The sequence below is a fragment of the Acetoanaerobium noterae genome (assembly GCF_900168025.1).
GTDB lineage: Bacteria > Bacillota > Clostridia > Peptostreptococcales > Filifactoraceae > Acetoanaerobium > Acetoanaerobium noterae.
On the sequence record NZ_FUYN01000001.1, the window covers coordinates 369,009 to 385,683 of the forward strand.

At 32.3% G+C, this 16,675-nt stretch carries 16 protein-coding genes and 2 riboswitches; of the genes, 3 read left to right on the plus strand and 13 right to left on the minus strand.

Going from position 1 to position 16,675, the window contains the following annotated elements:
* The first annotated feature begins 24 nt into the window (after positions 1 to 24).
* On the plus strand, positions 25 to 942 hold the full coding sequence (glsA, locus tag B5X47_RS01850; RefSeq protein WP_079588521.1) for a glutaminase A: 918 nt from the start codon (positions 25 to 27) through the stop codon (positions 940 to 942).
* Positions 943 to 983: 41 nt separating this feature from the next.
* Here the strand turns inward: glsA and B5X47_RS01855 are convergent, their stop codons facing one another.
* From B5X47_RS01855 to B5X47_RS01910, 12 genes are all read right to left on the minus strand, one after another.
* The gene (locus B5X47_RS01855) at positions 984 to 1,694 is read right to left on the minus strand and encodes a pseudouridine synthase (RefSeq protein WP_079588522.1); all 711 of its coding nucleotides are present in this window, start codon (positions 1,692 to 1,694) and stop codon (positions 984 to 986) included.
* Between the two features lie 12 nt (positions 1,695 to 1,706).
* Positions 1,707 to 2,522 (minus strand): ABC transporter ATP-binding protein, encoded by an 816-nt coding sequence (locus tag B5X47_RS01860; RefSeq protein ID WP_079588523.1) that lies wholly within the window; start codon positions 2,520 to 2,522, stop codon positions 1,707 to 1,709.
* Positions 2,523 to 2,526: 4 nt separating this feature from the next.
* Complete coding sequence (locus B5X47_RS01865) at positions 2,527 to 3,579, minus strand: FecCD family ABC transporter permease (protein ID WP_079588524.1); 1,053 nt, start codon at positions 3,577 to 3,579, stop codon at positions 2,527 to 2,529.
* Between the two features lie 22 nt (positions 3,580 to 3,601).
* The gene (locus tag B5X47_RS01870; RefSeq protein ID WP_079588525.1) at positions 3,602 to 4,549 is read right to left on the minus strand and encodes an ABC transporter substrate-binding protein; all 948 of its coding nucleotides are present in this window, start codon (positions 4,547 to 4,549) and stop codon (positions 3,602 to 3,604) included.
* Between the two features lie 117 nt (positions 4,550 to 4,666).
* Positions 4,667 to 4,843, minus strand: a riboswitch (cobalamin riboswitch).
* A gap of 196 nt (positions 4,844 to 5,039) precedes the next feature.
* Complete coding sequence (gene dapD, locus B5X47_RS01875) at positions 5,040 to 5,756, minus strand: 2,3,4,5-tetrahydropyridine-2,6-dicarboxylate N-acetyltransferase (RefSeq protein ID WP_079588526.1); 717 nt, start codon at positions 5,754 to 5,756, stop codon at positions 5,040 to 5,042.
* Positions 5,757 to 5,853: 97 nt separating this feature from the next.
* Positions 5,854 to 6,615 (minus strand): 4-hydroxy-tetrahydrodipicolinate reductase, encoded by a 762-nt coding sequence (gene dapB / locus B5X47_RS01880; RefSeq protein ID WP_079588527.1) that lies wholly within the window; start codon positions 6,613 to 6,615, stop codon positions 5,854 to 5,856.
* A complete protein-coding gene (dapA, locus tag B5X47_RS01885; protein WP_079588528.1) occupies positions 6,612 to 7,505 on the minus strand; it encodes a 4-hydroxy-tetrahydrodipicolinate synthase in 894 nt (297 codons plus the stop codon). Before dapA ends, dapB begins: the two co-directional genes overlap by 4 nt.
* Before the next feature lie 165 nt (positions 7,506 to 7,670).
* A riboswitch (Lysine riboswitch) is annotated at positions 7,671 to 7,829 on the minus strand.
* Between the two features lie 88 nt (positions 7,830 to 7,917).
* Positions 7,918 to 8,376, minus strand: coding sequence for a YbaK/EbsC family protein (locus tag B5X47_RS01890; RefSeq protein WP_079588529.1), 459 nt, complete (start codon positions 8,374 to 8,376; stop codon positions 7,918 to 7,920).
* Positions 8,377 to 8,439: 63 nt separating this feature from the next.
* On the minus strand, positions 8,440 to 10,215 hold the full coding sequence (locus B5X47_RS01895; protein WP_079588530.1) for an EAL domain-containing protein: 1,776 nt from the start codon (positions 10,213 to 10,215) through the stop codon (positions 8,440 to 8,442).
* A 142-nt stretch (positions 10,216 to 10,357) separates the two neighbouring features.
* On the minus strand, positions 10,358 to 11,905 hold the full coding sequence (locus tag B5X47_RS01900; RefSeq protein ID WP_079588531.1) for a hypothetical protein: 1,548 nt from the start codon (positions 11,903 to 11,905) through the stop codon (positions 10,358 to 10,360).
* A gap of 11 nt (positions 11,906 to 11,916) precedes the next feature.
* On the minus strand, positions 11,917 to 13,515 hold the full coding sequence (locus B5X47_RS01905) for a DUF342 domain-containing protein (RefSeq protein WP_079588532.1): 1,599 nt from the start codon (positions 13,513 to 13,515) through the stop codon (positions 11,917 to 11,919).
* A gap of 59 nt (positions 13,516 to 13,574) precedes the next feature.
* The gene (locus B5X47_RS01910; RefSeq protein ID WP_079588533.1) at positions 13,575 to 14,282 is read right to left on the minus strand and encodes a tRNA threonylcarbamoyladenosine dehydratase; all 708 of its coding nucleotides are present in this window, start codon (positions 14,280 to 14,282) and stop codon (positions 13,575 to 13,577) included.
* A gap of 72 nt (positions 14,283 to 14,354) precedes the next feature.
* On the opposite strand from B5X47_RS01910, the gene B5X47_RS01915 reads away from it, so the two are divergent.
* Together B5X47_RS01915 and B5X47_RS01920 are read left to right on the plus strand one after the other, a co-directional pair.
* Positions 14,355 to 14,930 (plus strand): hypothetical protein, encoded by a 576-nt coding sequence (locus B5X47_RS01915; RefSeq protein WP_079588534.1) that lies wholly within the window; start codon positions 14,355 to 14,357, stop codon positions 14,928 to 14,930.
* Entirely contained in the window at positions 14,927 to 16,159 is a 1,233-nt protein-coding gene (locus tag B5X47_RS01920) for a nucleotidyltransferase (RefSeq protein ID WP_079588535.1), read from the plus strand. Before B5X47_RS01915 ends, B5X47_RS01920 begins: the two co-directional genes overlap by 4 nt.
* A gap of 66 nt (positions 16,160 to 16,225) precedes the next feature.
* Here B5X47_RS01920 and B5X47_RS01925 read toward each other — a convergent pair whose 3' ends face one another.
* Complete coding sequence (locus B5X47_RS01925) at positions 16,226 to 16,675, minus strand: hypothetical protein (protein WP_013362050.1); 450 nt, start codon at positions 16,673 to 16,675, stop codon at positions 16,226 to 16,228.

Below are 16,675 nucleotides of genomic sequence, written 5' to 3' on the forward strand. Positions count from 1 at the left end.
ATTTATACCACAGGAGGAGACAATATGCAAAAGATACTTCAAGAGGCTATTGACAATAACAGACATTGGACTGCCCATGGCGCTGTCGCTTCATACATACCTGAGCTTGCTAAAGAAAATCCGGATGCTTTAGGTGTCTGTATTTACAATATTGACAATACAACGCTTTGTGCTGGAGATTCACATACTAAATTCACTATCCAAAGTGTTTCTAAAGTAGTGACCTTAATTTGTGCTCTCATAGATAAAGGAAAAGAAACTGTTTTTTCTAGTGTTGGAATGGAGCCATCAGCAGATCCGTTTAACTCTATGGTAAAATTAGAAACTAGAGAATCTCATAAACCACTTAATCCTTTTATAAATGCTGGTGCTATTGTATGTACCTCGATGGTTCAGGGGGATAACGGCATTGAGAAATTTAATAGAATCCACAACATGATTAAAATTATGGCAGACAACCCAGCTATAGATATAAATCAATCCGTATATCGGTCAGAAAAGCTAACAGGAAATACCAATAGAGCCATAGCCTATTACTTAAAAGGTGCTGGTCTGATTGAAAAGGATGTTGAGGATGTCCTAGATACATATTTTAAGCTTTGTTCTATTGAAGTAACTGCCCTAGACGTTGCAAAAATGGCTAGCGTGGTAGCAAATAACGGCATCACTCCATGGTCAAACGAAAGATTGATGAGCATAGAAATATGCAGAATAGTAAAAGCCATAATGACTACCTGCGGACTTTACGATTCCTCGGGACAATTTTCTGTTGAGGTTGGACTTCCTTCAAAAAGTGGTGTAGGTGGATGCATAATGGCAGTGGCTCCTCAAAACATGGGCATAGCTGTTATAGGTCCAGCCCTAGATTCTCACGGAAACAGCATGGCAGGAAAAAAAGTTTTAGAATATCTTTCCAATGAACTAAATCTAAGTATTTTTTAAAAAAATAAAACAGATATTTAACTCCGTCTATGCAACTGGAGCTAGATATCTGTTTTTGTCTTTAAGCTAGCCACTTCTGCTTGAGTTAAAAATCTCCACTTCCCATAGGATAATCCATCAAGAGTGATATTTAATATTCTCACACGCTTTAGCTTTCTAACCTTATAGCCAAAATGCTGACACATACGCCTTATTTGTCTATTTAAGCCCTGTGATAAAACTATTTTAAAGCTTTTTTCACTTATCTTATGGATTTTACATGGTTTAGTAGTTGTATAAGTGTTTTTTACAGGATTATATATTCTTACTCCTTGGCTCATTTGTTTTAAAGTCTTGCTATCTAAAGGCTTATCTACTGTTACTATATATTCTTTTTCATGATGATTTTCTTCTCTTAATATACGATTAACTATATCTCCATCATTAGTTAAAAGAATAAGTCCCTCGGAATCCTTATCAAGTCTTCCTATTGGAAAAATTCTCTCTTTATAATTCACATAGTCGACAATATTACCTTCAATATGTCCTTCTGTAGTACAGGTAATACCTACTGGTTTATATAGTGCAATATAAACCTTATCCTCTTTAGGTTTAATTATGGTCCCGTCCACCTCAACTATATCACCTTCACTGACCTGATATCCTAAATCAGCGATTTTCGAATTTACTTTTACTTTATTATTTTTAATTAGTTCATCTGCCTTTCTTCTAGAGCAAAGTCCTGAAGAGCTTATATAATTATTTAATCGCATACTTACCCTTTCTTAGCTTCCTGTTTTTTGAAGCTCATTAAATACTGGTATAATATATGGTTTTCCTGTGCTAGGATGAACCACCATATCTACTTCTATATTATACACCTCATCTATTATTTCCTTTGTCAAAACAGCTTGTGGATTACCATGAGTTACCAGCTTTCCATCCGACAAAAGGAAAATCTCATCACTATACTGCACAGCAAGGTTTAAATCATGAAGTATAGTAATTATTGTTGTATTTTTTTCTTTATTTAATTTTTTCAAAACTTCAAGAAGCTGAATTTGGTGATGAATATCTATATTTGAAATAGGTTCATCGAGGATTAAAACTTCAGTATCTTGAGTAATCGCCCTTGCAATAATAACTCTCTGTCTTTCTCCACCACTTATCTGATCGATTTTCTTATCTCTTAGATGCCATGTATTTGTCTTTAGCATTGCATCCTTAGCTAGTTCAAAATCTAGGCTAGATTCAGACTGAAATCTTCTAAGATAAGGAGCTCTTCCCATAAGCACAATATCCATAACAGAAAAATCAAAATCTATAATTGTATTTTGAGGTACAGTTGCAATTTTACGAGCAGTTTGCTTATTTGTCAATTTTGTAATGTCTTCACTTAATAAAAAAACCTTATTTTTCGGAGTATCCATAGTTTTAGTTATTATTTTTGCTAAGGTTGTTTTCCCTGAGCCATTGGGCCCTAATATGGTATAAAACTTCCCTTTTTCAATATTAACACTCACATCAGTTAGAACTACTTGAGCTCCGTAGCTCCAATCTAAGTTTTTTACCTTTATATGACTTTCAAATTTAATAGACATATGGTCATGCCACCTTCTTTTTTGTTTTAACAAGTAAATAAATAAAATACGGCGCTCCGAACAACGAAGTGATTGATCCTACTGGAAGCTCTGTAGGTGGTATTGCAACTCTAGCCATGGTATCTGCTAATATCATAAAAATCGCTCCTCCAATAGCTGAAAAGGGTATGAGTACTCTATTATCTGGGCCTATAAGCAATCTTATAGTGTGAGGAACAATAAGACCCACAAACCCAATTATACCACTTACTGAAACTGCCGAAGCAACTATCATAGATGATATAAAAAGCAAAATTTTTTTTACTCTTTCAACCTCTACTCCCAAGCTATTTGCTGAGTCTTCTCCAAGTAACATTATATTTAAATCTCTTGAAAAAATACCTATTCCTATAGTTCCTAAAACGACAATGGGAACTAAGATGTAAACTTGATTCCAGCTTGCTGCAGAAACACTTCCCATAAGCCAGAATACTATTTTTTCAATCTGCGCATGATTGAAGAGCATCAAAAGCGATATTGCTGCTGAAAATAAGTAATTTATTGATATACCTGCAAGAAGCAAGGTACTTGCAGGTATTTTCGTTCCAGTTTTTGCAATCAGATATACAAGGCTTACTGTAAGAATAGCTCCTATAAACGCAAAGAGAGTAACACCTCCTATGCCTATAGCCCCTACTCCTAAACCAAATATCATTGCAATAGCAGCTCCTAGCGCTGCTCCAGATGATATCCCCAGCACATATGGGTCTGCCATTGGATTTTTGAACATACCCTGAAATGCTGCTCCTGATACCGACAGCCCCATTCCCACAAAAGCTGCTAGGATTATTCTAGGAAGTCTTATCTGCCAAATAATAGTTATTTGATTTCTTTTAATATCATCAAGCGAGATTAAATCATCTACAAGAGGTAGCTTTGACAATAGAATTCTCACTGCTTTATCTATAGAAATATCTGCTACTCCAGTCATACTAGATATCACTATCCCTAACATCAACATTATTGTCAAAATTATAAACATTAATTTGTAGAATGATTTTTTCTCTGTAAAGCTCATAGCCTTCCTCATTTCGTCATTATTAGAATTTGTCAGGATGAAGTATCTTTGCTAATTCCTCTAATCCATCAGCAAGTCTAGGTCCTTGTCTATCTAGCATATTATTATCAATTTCAAATAACCTGCCCTCTTTAACTGCTGTTAGCTCATTATATCCATTTGCTGATTTTATTCCTGCTTTTGCTTCAAAGTATTTTGAACAAATCACTATATCTGGATCTTTTTCTACGAGTGCCTCGAGATTATATTTCCATCCTGTGGCATCATTTGCTATGTTTTCTCCACCAGCCATATCAATAATCTGAGAAATAAAAGTCTCACCTGTTGCTGTATAGTCTCCACCTTCGCCATAAGAAACTACGTAATATGCCTTTGGTTTAGGCTGATTTTCAACTGCCTCCTTAACTTTCTTTACCTTTGCTTGCATATCCGCTACTACGGCATTTGCATTTTCATCTGCATTTAATAGCCTTCCTGTTTTTAAAATTGTGTCATATACCCCTTCAAAGCTCTCTTCTCCATATAGAACTGCTACCGTAAGTCCTGAATCTTCTAATTTTTTTAAGACATCTGGATCAAAATGAGTAGATGCAATTATTAAATCAGGGTCAAGCTCCAATATTTTTTCTATGTTAGGCTCTCTCAGGCTCCCTATTGATTCCTTTTCTAAAACCTGCTCAGGGTAATCACAATAATCCGTCCTGGCTACTAACTTAGCTTCCATACCAAGCGCATAAATAGTCTCTGTGATATTTGGTGCTATGGATATTATCCTTTGAGGTTCATTTTCTATAGTAACTTTTCTTCCCATAGAATCAGTAATTTCAAGTGGATAGAGCTTAGACGCTGTATTCGTTTGTATATTTTCCTCCTCTTCAGTCTGGGCTGGTGCCTGACAACCCGTAAAGCTTAACAAAGCTATCATAAATAAAATCAATGTCCTTACTAAGGTTTTTTTATTAAATGTCATTTTTATATCCCCTTCGTAAATATAATTATTAAATCTGCTTGTATCCTTGCATAAAAATACACTTACCCTTAAAGGAAAGTGTCGACATAAATACTTCAATCCTCCCTCCGAAGATAGTAATAATAATAAGATAAGGCAGGTTTCCTGGCTCATGGTTCATCCTAATCTTCGGCCTTCTCAGTTTCCCAATGGCTTAATCGAATTTCGTTCCCATATACAGTAGCGGGGGCTGCAGTGGAATTTAACCACTTTCCCTTTTAACCCATCAAGGGCACCATATCTTTTATAATTTTTTTAAACTTATAATTTTTATTATATCAGTTTTATTCAAAAACAACAAATTTGCTTTAAAGCAAATTAAGAACAGTTCCAACTTAATACAATCAAAGATTTTTAATTGACACCTAGAAACCCTATTGTATTCATAATAAAAATCCTGATTTTATTTAGTAGAATTTAAAATCAGGATTTTTATAAATTTAAGCATTTTTTATTTTCTTAAGTCATCTAATATTTGAGTCTTTTCTTTAGTTTTATCATCCTTAAGCTTAATAACTCTCGCAGGTGAACCTGCAACAACTGTATTTTCTGGGACATCTTCAGTAACTACAGCTCCAGCAGCAACTACACTGTTATTTCCAATTACTACACCCTCTAGCACTACTGCATTTGCTCCAACTAGAACGTCATCTCCCACTATAACTGGTGTTTTACTAGGTGGTTCTAGTACACCAGCAATAACCGCTCCCGCTCCTATATGAGATCTTTTTCCTATTGTTCCTCTAGCTCCAACTACAGCATTCATATCTATCATTGTTTCATCGCCAATTTCTGCTCCAATATTTATTACTGCTCCCATCATTATAACGGCATTTTTCCCTATAGATACTCTATCTCTAATTACTGCTCCTGGCTCAATTCTCGCATCAAATTTTGTATAGTCTGACATAGGAATAGCGGAATTTCTTCTATCATTTTCTATATAATAAAACTCAATCTGATTTTTATTTAGCTCCAAGAATTTATTTATTTCATCAGCTTCTCCAAATAAAATTCTCGATTTTCCTTCTCCAAAAACCATTAATTCATTAATAGCTTCATAATTTAGGTCTCCCTTAACATATAGCTTTACCGGAGTGGTTTTCTTAGCTTCCTTTATAAATCTAGCAATTTCATATGCATCTGTTAGTTTAGTTTCGTTAGTCATAATGTTTTTTATGATAAATTAATTATCATAATCTCCTTTTTATTATTTACGTAATTTATGGTCTACGTATAAAACCATATATTTTTGTTTTTAATTTTTAAATTTCAAACATATCTTGCATGCAGTACATTCCTTTTTCTTTCCCATAAAGCCATTTTGCAGCATCAATAGCTCCATCTGCAAACAAATCCTTAGAAAGTGCTGTGTGCTTTATTTCAATAATGTCACTGCTTCCTGCAAATATAACTTCATGCTCACCAAAGATGTTTCCTCCTCTAACTGCATGTATCCCTATTTCATTTGTCGTCCTAGGATTGGTTCTTCCTTGTCTTCCATTTACAAAGTTTTTTGGGGTGGATATACTAGAATTTACTGCATCAGCTAAAATATATGCAGTACCACTAGGTGCATCTACTTTCTTATTGTGATGCTTTTCAATTATTTCAATATCATAGCTTCGCTCATCTAGTAATCTTGAATATTTTTCTAAAATTGTCTTTAATAAATTTATTCCAAAAGACATATTTGCAGAGTATAAAATGGCAATATCTGAGCTATAGCTGTGTATTTTTTCAATTTGAGCTGCATCGTAGCCTGTAGTTGCAAGAACAAGACTAATCCCATGCTCCTTTGCAAATAATAATAGTTCATCTAGACATGAGTGGTGAGAAAAATCAATAATTAAATCAGGATATATATCTGAATCAGCTGGTTTTTCAAAAACTCTACATTTATTTTCATAAAGCTCTGGTCTAGCGTCTATTCCCATTACTAGATTAAACATATCATCTTCAACTATTTTTTTGTATATAATTTGACCCATACTTCCATTTATTCCCGAAATACCTATGTTAATCAAGCGCTCACCCCCATAGACTGATTAAATTTTTTAATGCTTTCAATTAATAGCTCTCTATTGCTATCACTTATTGGAATAAGTGGAAGTCTAAGCTCTCCATTTATTTTCCCCATAATTTCTAGCGCTGCTTTTACAGGAATTGGATTTGTTTCAATAAAAAGTGCATTGATTATATCTAGCATATCAAGCTGAAGCTTAGTCGCAGCATTAGTCATTCCATTAAAGTATAATTCACATATTTGGTGTGTTTCATCTGGAAGTATGTTTGCAACTACTGATATCACACCTGCTCCCCCAAGTGATAATACTGGAAGTATTTGGTCGTCATTTCCAGAGTAAATGTCAAATCCAGCAGGGCAAAGTCTAGCAATTTTTGCTATCTGACTTAAATCCCCACTTGCTTCTTTGATTGCAACTATATTTTTATGAGTGGCTAGCTCTTTTACAGTCTCCGGCTGAATGTTTAGGCCTGTTCTAGATGGTACATTGTATAAAATTATCGGTATATTAACTTGATCAGCTATTGCAAAGTAGTGTGCAACTAGACCTCTTTGAGTAGTTTTATTGTAGTAAGGAGTCACAAGCAATAAGGCATCAGCTCCTATCCCTTCTGCAAATAAGCTCATCTCTATTGCTTCTTGGGTATTGTTGCCTCCAGTTCCTGCTATTACTGGTACTCTTCCTGATACTTTTTTTATGGTAAATGCTATCACATCTTTTTTCTCATCTTTTGAAAGTGTACATGATTCTCCTGTAGTTCCACAAACTACTATAGCATCTGTTTTAGCTTCTAGATGCCATTCTATTAATTTTTCTAATGCTTTATAATCAACCTGATTGTTAATAAATGGGGTAACTAATGCTACTGCACTTCCTGTAAAAATACTCATACATATCATCCTCTCAAAAGTAAGTTTTAACAATATCAATATCAGACTTAAATACTAAAGATATTAACACCTAACTTAATTTCGTATAAAAAAATAGCCGTGAGCAAAAGGCTCACGACTATTATATATATGCGCACAGAAATATAAAAGTTCCCTTTTGCCCCAACACTATAAAGCGCAATATTATGAGATTGGGCAATCTCATAATAACAGTACTATGTCTATTAAACATAGTCCCAGCACAGCTATGTCTAGCTTATGCTTCGGCGGTTGCCCCTTTCCTAATTAAAGTACTCTTGACTAACCGCAGCCTCTTTAAAGTATTGTACGTATTCAATTTTTATTTAAAATTCTTAGGTATTTTTAAAATAGTAACATAAAGCTATATAAAACGTCAAGAAATTATTCAAAATTATTTTGAAACTGATATCCAAGCTGCATTTGTTATATCTTTAAGATTATCTGGAGCAATTTTTATTGAGGTATTTGCAGAGCCTGCAGCTGGGAATACAAAATCAAAACGTTTTAATGATTCATCTAAGTAAACATCAAAATTCTCTTTAAGCCCAAAAGGACAAACTCCTCCAACTGGATGACCTGTTATCTCTGGTACCTCGTCACCTTTTAAAAACTGAATTTTTTCTTTAAATTCATCTTTAAATTTCTTATTATCTAGCTTTGCATCTCCTGCTGTGACAATAATTATGTATCTTTCCTTCAACCTAAGAGCCATACTCTTAGCAATCATCGCCGGCTCTACGTTATGAGCTTTCGCTGCTAATTCAACAGTAGCAGTACTCTCCTCAAGTTCATATATCTTATAATCTAGATTATTACTTTTAAAAAATTCTCTTACACTTTGAACTGACATGGCATTTTCCCCCTTAAGCCTTTTGTAATTTTAATAATCCTAAAAAATATGTAATAGCATAAGCTATGCTATTACATATGATAAGTTTGAATCATAAATTTTATCCGCTTCATTTACTTCTATTGGTTTTCCAAAAAGATAACCCTGAATGTAATCACATTTTCCTACTCTAAGTCTTCTATATTGCTCCAAATCTTCAATACCTTCTGCAATTACCTCCAGCTCAAGACTATGTGCTAGCGAAATCAAACTATCCATAACTTTAATATTTGTAAGCTCTAGAAATTTATCACTTAGTGATTTATCTAATTTAATTTTATCCACAGGTATGAAAGTCAAATAGCTAAGAGATGAGTACCCTGTTCCAAAGTCGTCCAGAGCTATTTTTACACCTACTTGCTTTAATTCATTTAGAAATTCAATTGTTTTTTCAGTTTTTTCAAGCAAGATGCTTTCCGTAATTTCAATTTCTATAAATTCAGGAGGTATCGCATATTTTTCAAGACCTGCCCTAAGAAATTCTATGTAGCCTTTGTCCATGATTTGTTTTGTTGACAAGTTAATAGATATAGGTTTTAGATTAATATGTCTTTCTTTCCAATCGTATAACTGCAAAATAGCTTCATTTGTCACCCATCTACCAACTTCAATTATAAGTCCTGATTCTTCTGCTATAGGTATAAACACAGCAGGGGATAAGGTGTCATTTTTAAATCTAAGCAAAGCCTCAAAGCCATAAATTGAAAGCGCATCTACTTTAATTTGAGGCTGATAATGAAGGACAAATCCATCATTTTTAAGAGCTTCTCTAATTTTTGTTTCAATTTTTACTTTTTCTTTTATAGACTCAATCATTTCTAAATCAAAGAATTTAAAGTGATTTCTGCCAGATGCTTTCACTTGATACATAGCTGTATCTGCATTCATTATAAGCTGATTTATATCTGAGCTATCCTTTGGATAAAAAGTTATCCCCATGCTAAAATCCACATTGATTTTATTATTGTTTAGCAAAAATGATTCATCAAAGATATCATGTATAGAATTCGCAAGGTTTTCTACTGATTCTTTATCAATATCACTTATTAAGATTAAAAACTCGTCTCCTCCAAATCTAGATATAAAGGCATTCGCTCCAAGTAGTAGCTTTAATCTATACGCAACTCTATTAAGGAGCTCATCTCCATGTACATGTCCTAGAGTATCGTTTATGGCTTTAAAATTATCTATATCAAGAAAAATAATTGCGCCTTCCTTTTTAGATTCGAGTTCACTGCTTAATTTTTCCATAAAACTTCTTCTATTTGGAAGATTAGTAAGCTCATCATTATAAGCCATATGTTCTATATGACTTTTTAATTTTTCTAGCTCCTGACTATATTGCTCAATTTCAGAGTATTTAGTTTCAAGCTCAATTTGAGATGCTCTAAGTTGCTCGTACGCAGCCATAATCTCATCATTGGAGCTCATTAATGCTTCTTCATTATCTTTTATCTTATGAAATAATTCTTCTGTTTTGTTTAAGATAGCATTTATTGCAAGTGAAATACTATAAAAAACATCTTTTCTATGTATTGGAAGCCTATAAGATAAATTATTGCTTAAATCTATCTTATTAATACCATGCTCAAGTCTTTTTATAGGCATTATTATATTTTTATTTTGGCTCCATAAAAATGTTACTATTGCAAGGATACTTACGAAAAAAGCTATCATGATATTATTGTAAACATAGGTCAATATGTTTCCAACAAAGATGGCTATAGCAGTAATCATAAGAGGCAATACCATTACTTTAAAGTGATTTATATTATGTTTATTGTATCCCCTTTTTTTCATCAAAACTCTCCTAAAAGATTTATTTATATTAACATTAATTATATGCATAATAATATTATTATACTATTTATACATCAAAAGTACAAAAAAAGATATCCAAAATTAGAATATCTTTTTAAATATAATTTATTTTTTATAATAATTAATCCTTAATTTTAAATCTTCTTAATTCAAGAAATTGCTTTATTACAGGAGTTATACTACTAGCTAAAGTTTCAAATATTACAATATGACTTTCTTCCATAATTCCATCCAATTTAGTTATCACTAAGTAGCCTAATACAGAATCATCCTCCATTCCTATATAATCTGATTTTATTGGAAGCAAAATCATGCAGTTTGACTCTATAGCATCTTCTATGCTTATATTAATAAAATCTTCCATGCTACCGGTATTTTGACTATAAAATACTTCATCGTAACTTTCACTAAATATATGTGGCTTAATACTTAGTTCACTAGATTTATATCCAATTGATTTAAGTAAAAAACCATTATAGTCTTTTAATACAATTGCTGCTTGCTTTACTTTATATCCAACTGCTAAGGTCTTTAGGGTTATTTCCATTAATTCCTCTAATTCCAAACAGGAATTTATATTTCTAATCATAGAATTTAGCTTTTTTATGTTTTTAAGTTGCAGTGCTGTTTCTTTTTCTTTTTGCTTTATTTCAGCAATATAATTTGCATTTTTTAAAGCAAGATAAACAGTTTTTCCAACATTTTCTATTTGATTCAAAGTAGAGTCATCATAAACTGATCCACTGACTGGTTCTCCAACTGTTATAAAACCCATTACAGGACTTTTACCTATCAGTACTACATACTTTGCTGTAAGATTTTTTAATGCATCAGAATTTTTGAATATACTTTTTAGTTCATCCATGTCCTTATCTAAATCAAATACAGTTTTTTGAATATCAATAGAGTTTGATAAAAGCTCATATTCATTATAATAATTCTGAAAATTTATGATATCACTGTATCCCTTTACTATAAATTTATTTCGAATAGAATCGTACAGTATTAGAGCTGTCACACTGCTAGAGGTGAGCTCACGAACTACATCTATGCATAAACTATAAAGCTTTTCTATGTCTGTTTCTGCTAAAAGTATTTTGGTAGTTTGATTGATAGAGAATTGCTGGAATAATTCTTTATCTATATTTCTTGCTAATTTCTTATAATCCCTGTATAAGAGAGTATTGGAAAGAGCCATATTTAATAAAGTTTTCATACCCTCAAGATACTCCATACTAAGAATACTGGAGTAAGGATTGTTATCATAGGAAAAGCCATCAGATATTATAAAACCGTATAGTTTATCCTTAACAATAAGAGGAATAATCAGTTCTGGATCAAAATAATCTACAAAATCCTCATCAAAATACTTTTGAAAATTCTCATATAATATTCTTCCGTATAAAGTGGCTATATTATTTATCTTATCGTTTTTTTTATGCTCTTTTAATTTTATATCATAATCATAACCTATTTTACTCACTAGTTTATAAGTATCATCATCCAAATAATATATAGCAGATGCTTTTAATCCCAAGGTGTCGTGGAAAAATTCATAGCCATAAGATAGTATCTGTTCTAAGCTCAGAAACTGAGAAAAATAGTCTACTGAAGTTAGAATTTTTTCCATATTATAGATGCATTTATTTTGTCTTATGCATGTATCCATATATTACTCCTTTATGTTTGTGTTAAGTGAAGACTATTATCCTTTACATAAAAAGATCCTGACATAGTCTTATTTATGACCTTTTGAAGATTCTTAATATCTAGTACTGTTTTAGGATATGCACTGCCAAGAATCTTGACTTCGCCTTCTCCCTTAGTTCTTAAAAATTCTTCTAGTTTTTTGAAATCATAATTTAGTTTATTGATTTCATCAATTAGATTTTCATAAGTTAAAAGCATTCCTTTATAGGTAAACTCATCTTTTTCAGATAAATTCTCCTGGTTCAGTTCAAGAATTTCAAGCTCTCTTTTTAATCTATTTGCTTTTGCTATGGTCTCATTGAAATTTACCTTTATTACATCGAGCTCTTCGTTTACTTTATTTCTGTCAAATCCTTTAACTTGAATTTTAGTAGCCTTTTCCATAGAGTTTCCAAAGGTATTTGCAGATACTAGATGTTTAGCTTGTATTTCTCCTCCTACTACCTTACCTTTATCTGGAGATAAAATCACTTTGTCTCCTTTTAATATGCTTTCATAAGCATATAAACCTATGTTTATTTCCCCTTTTGCCTCTATTTCAGCTTCATTAACATATTTGACATATACATTTCTACCTGCTATGAGTTTAGCCTTTTTCTTTCCATTTACTCCTCCTAAAATAGATATATCTCCATTAATGGAGTGTATTGTTCCCACTGCTCCTATTCCCATTTTTCCTTTTATGAAAATATCCTTAGTCGCTCTTACTGAAAATAAATCCTCAACTACTCCATGGATTGTAACATATCCGTCAAAATCTATGTTTCCAGTAGAATAACCTACATTTTCATCAATAACTAAGTGATTATGCACTCCAATTTTCCCGTGTTCAAACTTTACAGCTCCGTCAAATTTAGCAGCAAGAATTATTTTCCCTTCTTCAACTACCTCATCTACTGATTTAGCATCGAATTTCAGCATATAATCCCTTCCTGGCTTTGCTATTACTGTTTTCCCAAACACTGTCTTTCCTGGCTGACCTAAAGTAGGTAATGTCTTTTCACCTAGCCAGCCTCCTCTTTCAATTTTATCTATTAAATTCATTTCATAGTTATCTACTTTACCATCGCTTTTGATCGTAGGTTTTTTTTCACTCAGCTGGAAGTAAGTTATTTTTGCATCTTTTCCACTTACTGGTTCTATCCCTTTTGCAACGGTTAATCTAGCAAACGACTCCATATCCTCTGAAATCTCATCCAAATCTATTCCCTCATTAATTCCAGCTTCATTGAGTGCTTTAATAATTTCAGTTTTAATTATATTTATATTACAACTTTCAATTTCGCTCTGAGTCATATTTATATCTATGTAGGCATACATTTCATCCTTTGAAGCACTAACCAAATACTTTGGTTTATACTCGCCAATGCAAACGCTTACATTCGGTTCATCAAAAGCTTTTTTTAAGGAAATAAAATTAGATATTTTGATTCTAGGAAAATCTCTACATATAGAATCAAAATAATTAAGCGGAGTCGAGTGATTTTTTACTATTAGCCATACTTCACTTTTCCCATTTATTTCCTTTAAAAATACACATAAATTATTATCTTCGAATATGGTAGTCATAGATTTTATTCCTCTCAAGAATATAGTTAAACTTATTTTACCATATTATTCTAAAAAAATCATATATCTAATAAATCAGAAATGACTTTAGAAGCCATAATAAGTCCTGCAACAGATGGTACAAAGCCTGTAGAGCCTGGAACTACTTTTTTACTCTCACTGCTTATAGTAATAACTGGCTTTAGTGGCGGCTCTTCAGAAAATACAGTCATGAGCTTTTTAACATTTCTAGCTTTTAATTCTTTTCTAAGTACCTTTGCAAGTGGGCACATATGAGTTTTGTATATGTCTGCAATTTTTATTTTTGTAGGATCAATTTTATTGCCCATTCCCATAGATGATATAATAGGTATATTTCTAGTCTTTGCTTCAACTATTAAATCTATCTTCGAAGTAATAATATCTATTGCATCGACAATGTAGTCGTAATCTTCTATAAAAAATTCTTCTCTATTTTCAGGCAGATATTTTTTGCCTAGTACTATTACTGTGCAATCAGGATTTATATCTTCAATTCTTCTTTTCATTACATCTGCCTTTTTTTGTCCTACAGTGGACGAAAGTGCAGGAATTTGTCTATTTATATTTGTAATATCCACATCATCAAAATCAACTAGGGTTATTTTTCCTACATTACTTCGAGCAATAGCTTCTGCTGCATAGCTTCCTACTCCACCTATGCCAAAAATAGCCACATGTTTATTAGCTAATAAATCCACTTTTTCTTCTCCAAAAAGTAATCCTAATCTTTGAAATTCTTTTTTCATTTTTTCACCTCGCCCTATATTATACTATACAAATTACGATATAATATATAGATAAGTTAGTGGAGGTGTAAAATGAGAATTTCTAGAGTAAATAGAAGTAGAGTAAGCGATATTTTAGTATCTCGTCAAACTGTTGTAAGCAGTGTAAATAGTGTGGAAAAATCTGCTCCTTCATTTGAAATTCAAAATAGCACCTTTAATTTTTCAGATAACTTTTGGCTTTCAAAAGAGCAATTTTATGATCATTTAGAAAAAATGCACTCCGAATCTGAGCACTACTCTAAATATAGCTTGAAGCAAGATGAGTATAAAGCTTCAAAAGAACTGCCTAATTCTCCTAAGGACGAAATCCTATCCTTCGTAAATACCGTTTTGGAAAAATATAATCAGCTAATAGACCATATAGCAAAAGTGGATTTAGCAAAAAATCAAAATAATATTTCTAAAATTCTAAGGGTAATAACTTCTCATAATAGACCCCTTTCAAACTTAGGAATAGTCTCTGGAAGAAACTATCATTTGATTATAAACGAAGATAAATTTTTGCAAACTGCATCGAAAAGCCCTCATCATCTAAAACTATTGTTAGACCCAGAAAAAGGTATCCTTAGAAAAATTCACGACAGTATCAAGGATGTGATTTCATGATAACGACAGCATTTATAGTAGAATACAACCCTTTTCACAATGGACATAAGCTTCATCTTGAAAAATCCAAACAAATAACTAATGCCACCCATTGTATAGGTATAATGAGTGGCAATTTTATTCAAAGAGGTGGCCCCGCTCTTTTTGATAAATGGCATAGAGCTGCTTTAGCTGTGAAAAACGGAGTAGATTTAGTAATCGAATTGCCAGTTTTATTCGCTTCACAGTCCTCAGAAATATTTGCAAAAGGTAGCATTTCAATACTTAACCAGCTTAATATGGTAGATAATTTAGTCTTTGGAAGCGAATCAAACGATGTAGAAAGCTTATTGATGGCATCTGAGCTTCTTGCAAATGAAAGCGAGCTTCTAAGTAATTCAATAAAAGAAAATCTCAAATTAGGAATCCCTTATCCAAAAGCTAGAGAAAATGCTTTGAAAGCAATATCAAAGGTGGATTTGAGCACTACCTCAAACGATATTTTGGGGCTTGAATATACTAAGCAGCTTATACTACAAAAAAGCTCAATAACACCCCACACTATTAAACGGACTGGAAGCACATATAATAGTTTAGATTTAGTAGGGCAAATTTGCAGTGCCACAGCAATCAGGGAGCAGCTTAAAACAACTCTGGATATTAATTTGCAGAATTTTGTTCCTCTGCCTACCTATGCTATGCTTGAGGAGCTTGTTAAGCTAGATAAAATAATTCACGATGAAAGTTTTTTTGAATTTATACGCTATAATATAATTTGCAATTTAGATAGATTAAGCGATATATTTGACGTAAATGAAGGACTCCACAATAAAATTTATAAAGCGGCTCTTACTTCTTCTACCTTGGATGAGCTTGCCAGCTCTATTAAAAGCAAAAGATTTACTTACACGAGAATTAAGAGGATTTTATTTAATATTTTGCTAGAAATAACTAAAAGCGATATGAATATTATCATAAATACCACTTCACCAGCTCCATATGTTAGAGTTTTGGCTTTTAATCAAAAAGGAACTGAGCTTCTTAACCTCATGAAGAAAACTAGCTCTATTCCTATTATAAATAAGGTTTCCGCTTTTACACCTGAAACTGAGCTTCAAAGAATTAGTTTTAACTATGATACTAAAGCTACTAGAATTTATAATTTAATTAACAGAACTAGCAAAAAAGCTTTTGACTTAGGTTCTAATTTAGATCAAGATTATTATAAATCTCCTGTCTTTATAAAATAAAAGCCGTATTTTAGCAACAAAAAAAGATTTTATCTTTAGCCTAGGCTTGATAAAATCTTTTTCATTTTATAAATCAAATTCTCTTAATTCTTGCATATTTTTTTGTAGTCTGCTATTTAACTTCCCTAAATCCGTGTCTAGCTTTTTGAGTACTTCAATTGCATACTCTCTAGACCCATCCTTTAAGTCTTTAGCTTTGTTTTCAGCTTTTTCAATGATTTCTTTAGCGTTTTCTTGAGCTTTTTTAGTGATTTCACTATCAGCAACTTTCTGCTTTATGTAATCCTCAGTGTCCTTAATCATCTTTTCTGCTTCTTCTTTTGCATCGTCTATGATTCTTTGTCTTTCTGTATTAATCCATTCAGCCTGCTTTACTTCATCTGGAAGACTAATACGTACATCACGAAGAATCTCCAGTGCCTTACTTTTATCAATCATTACCTTATTTCCAAAAGGCAGCTTAGAGCCTTCCTCAATTATATCCTCGAGAAGTTCCAAAAGATTTAATACCTCCAC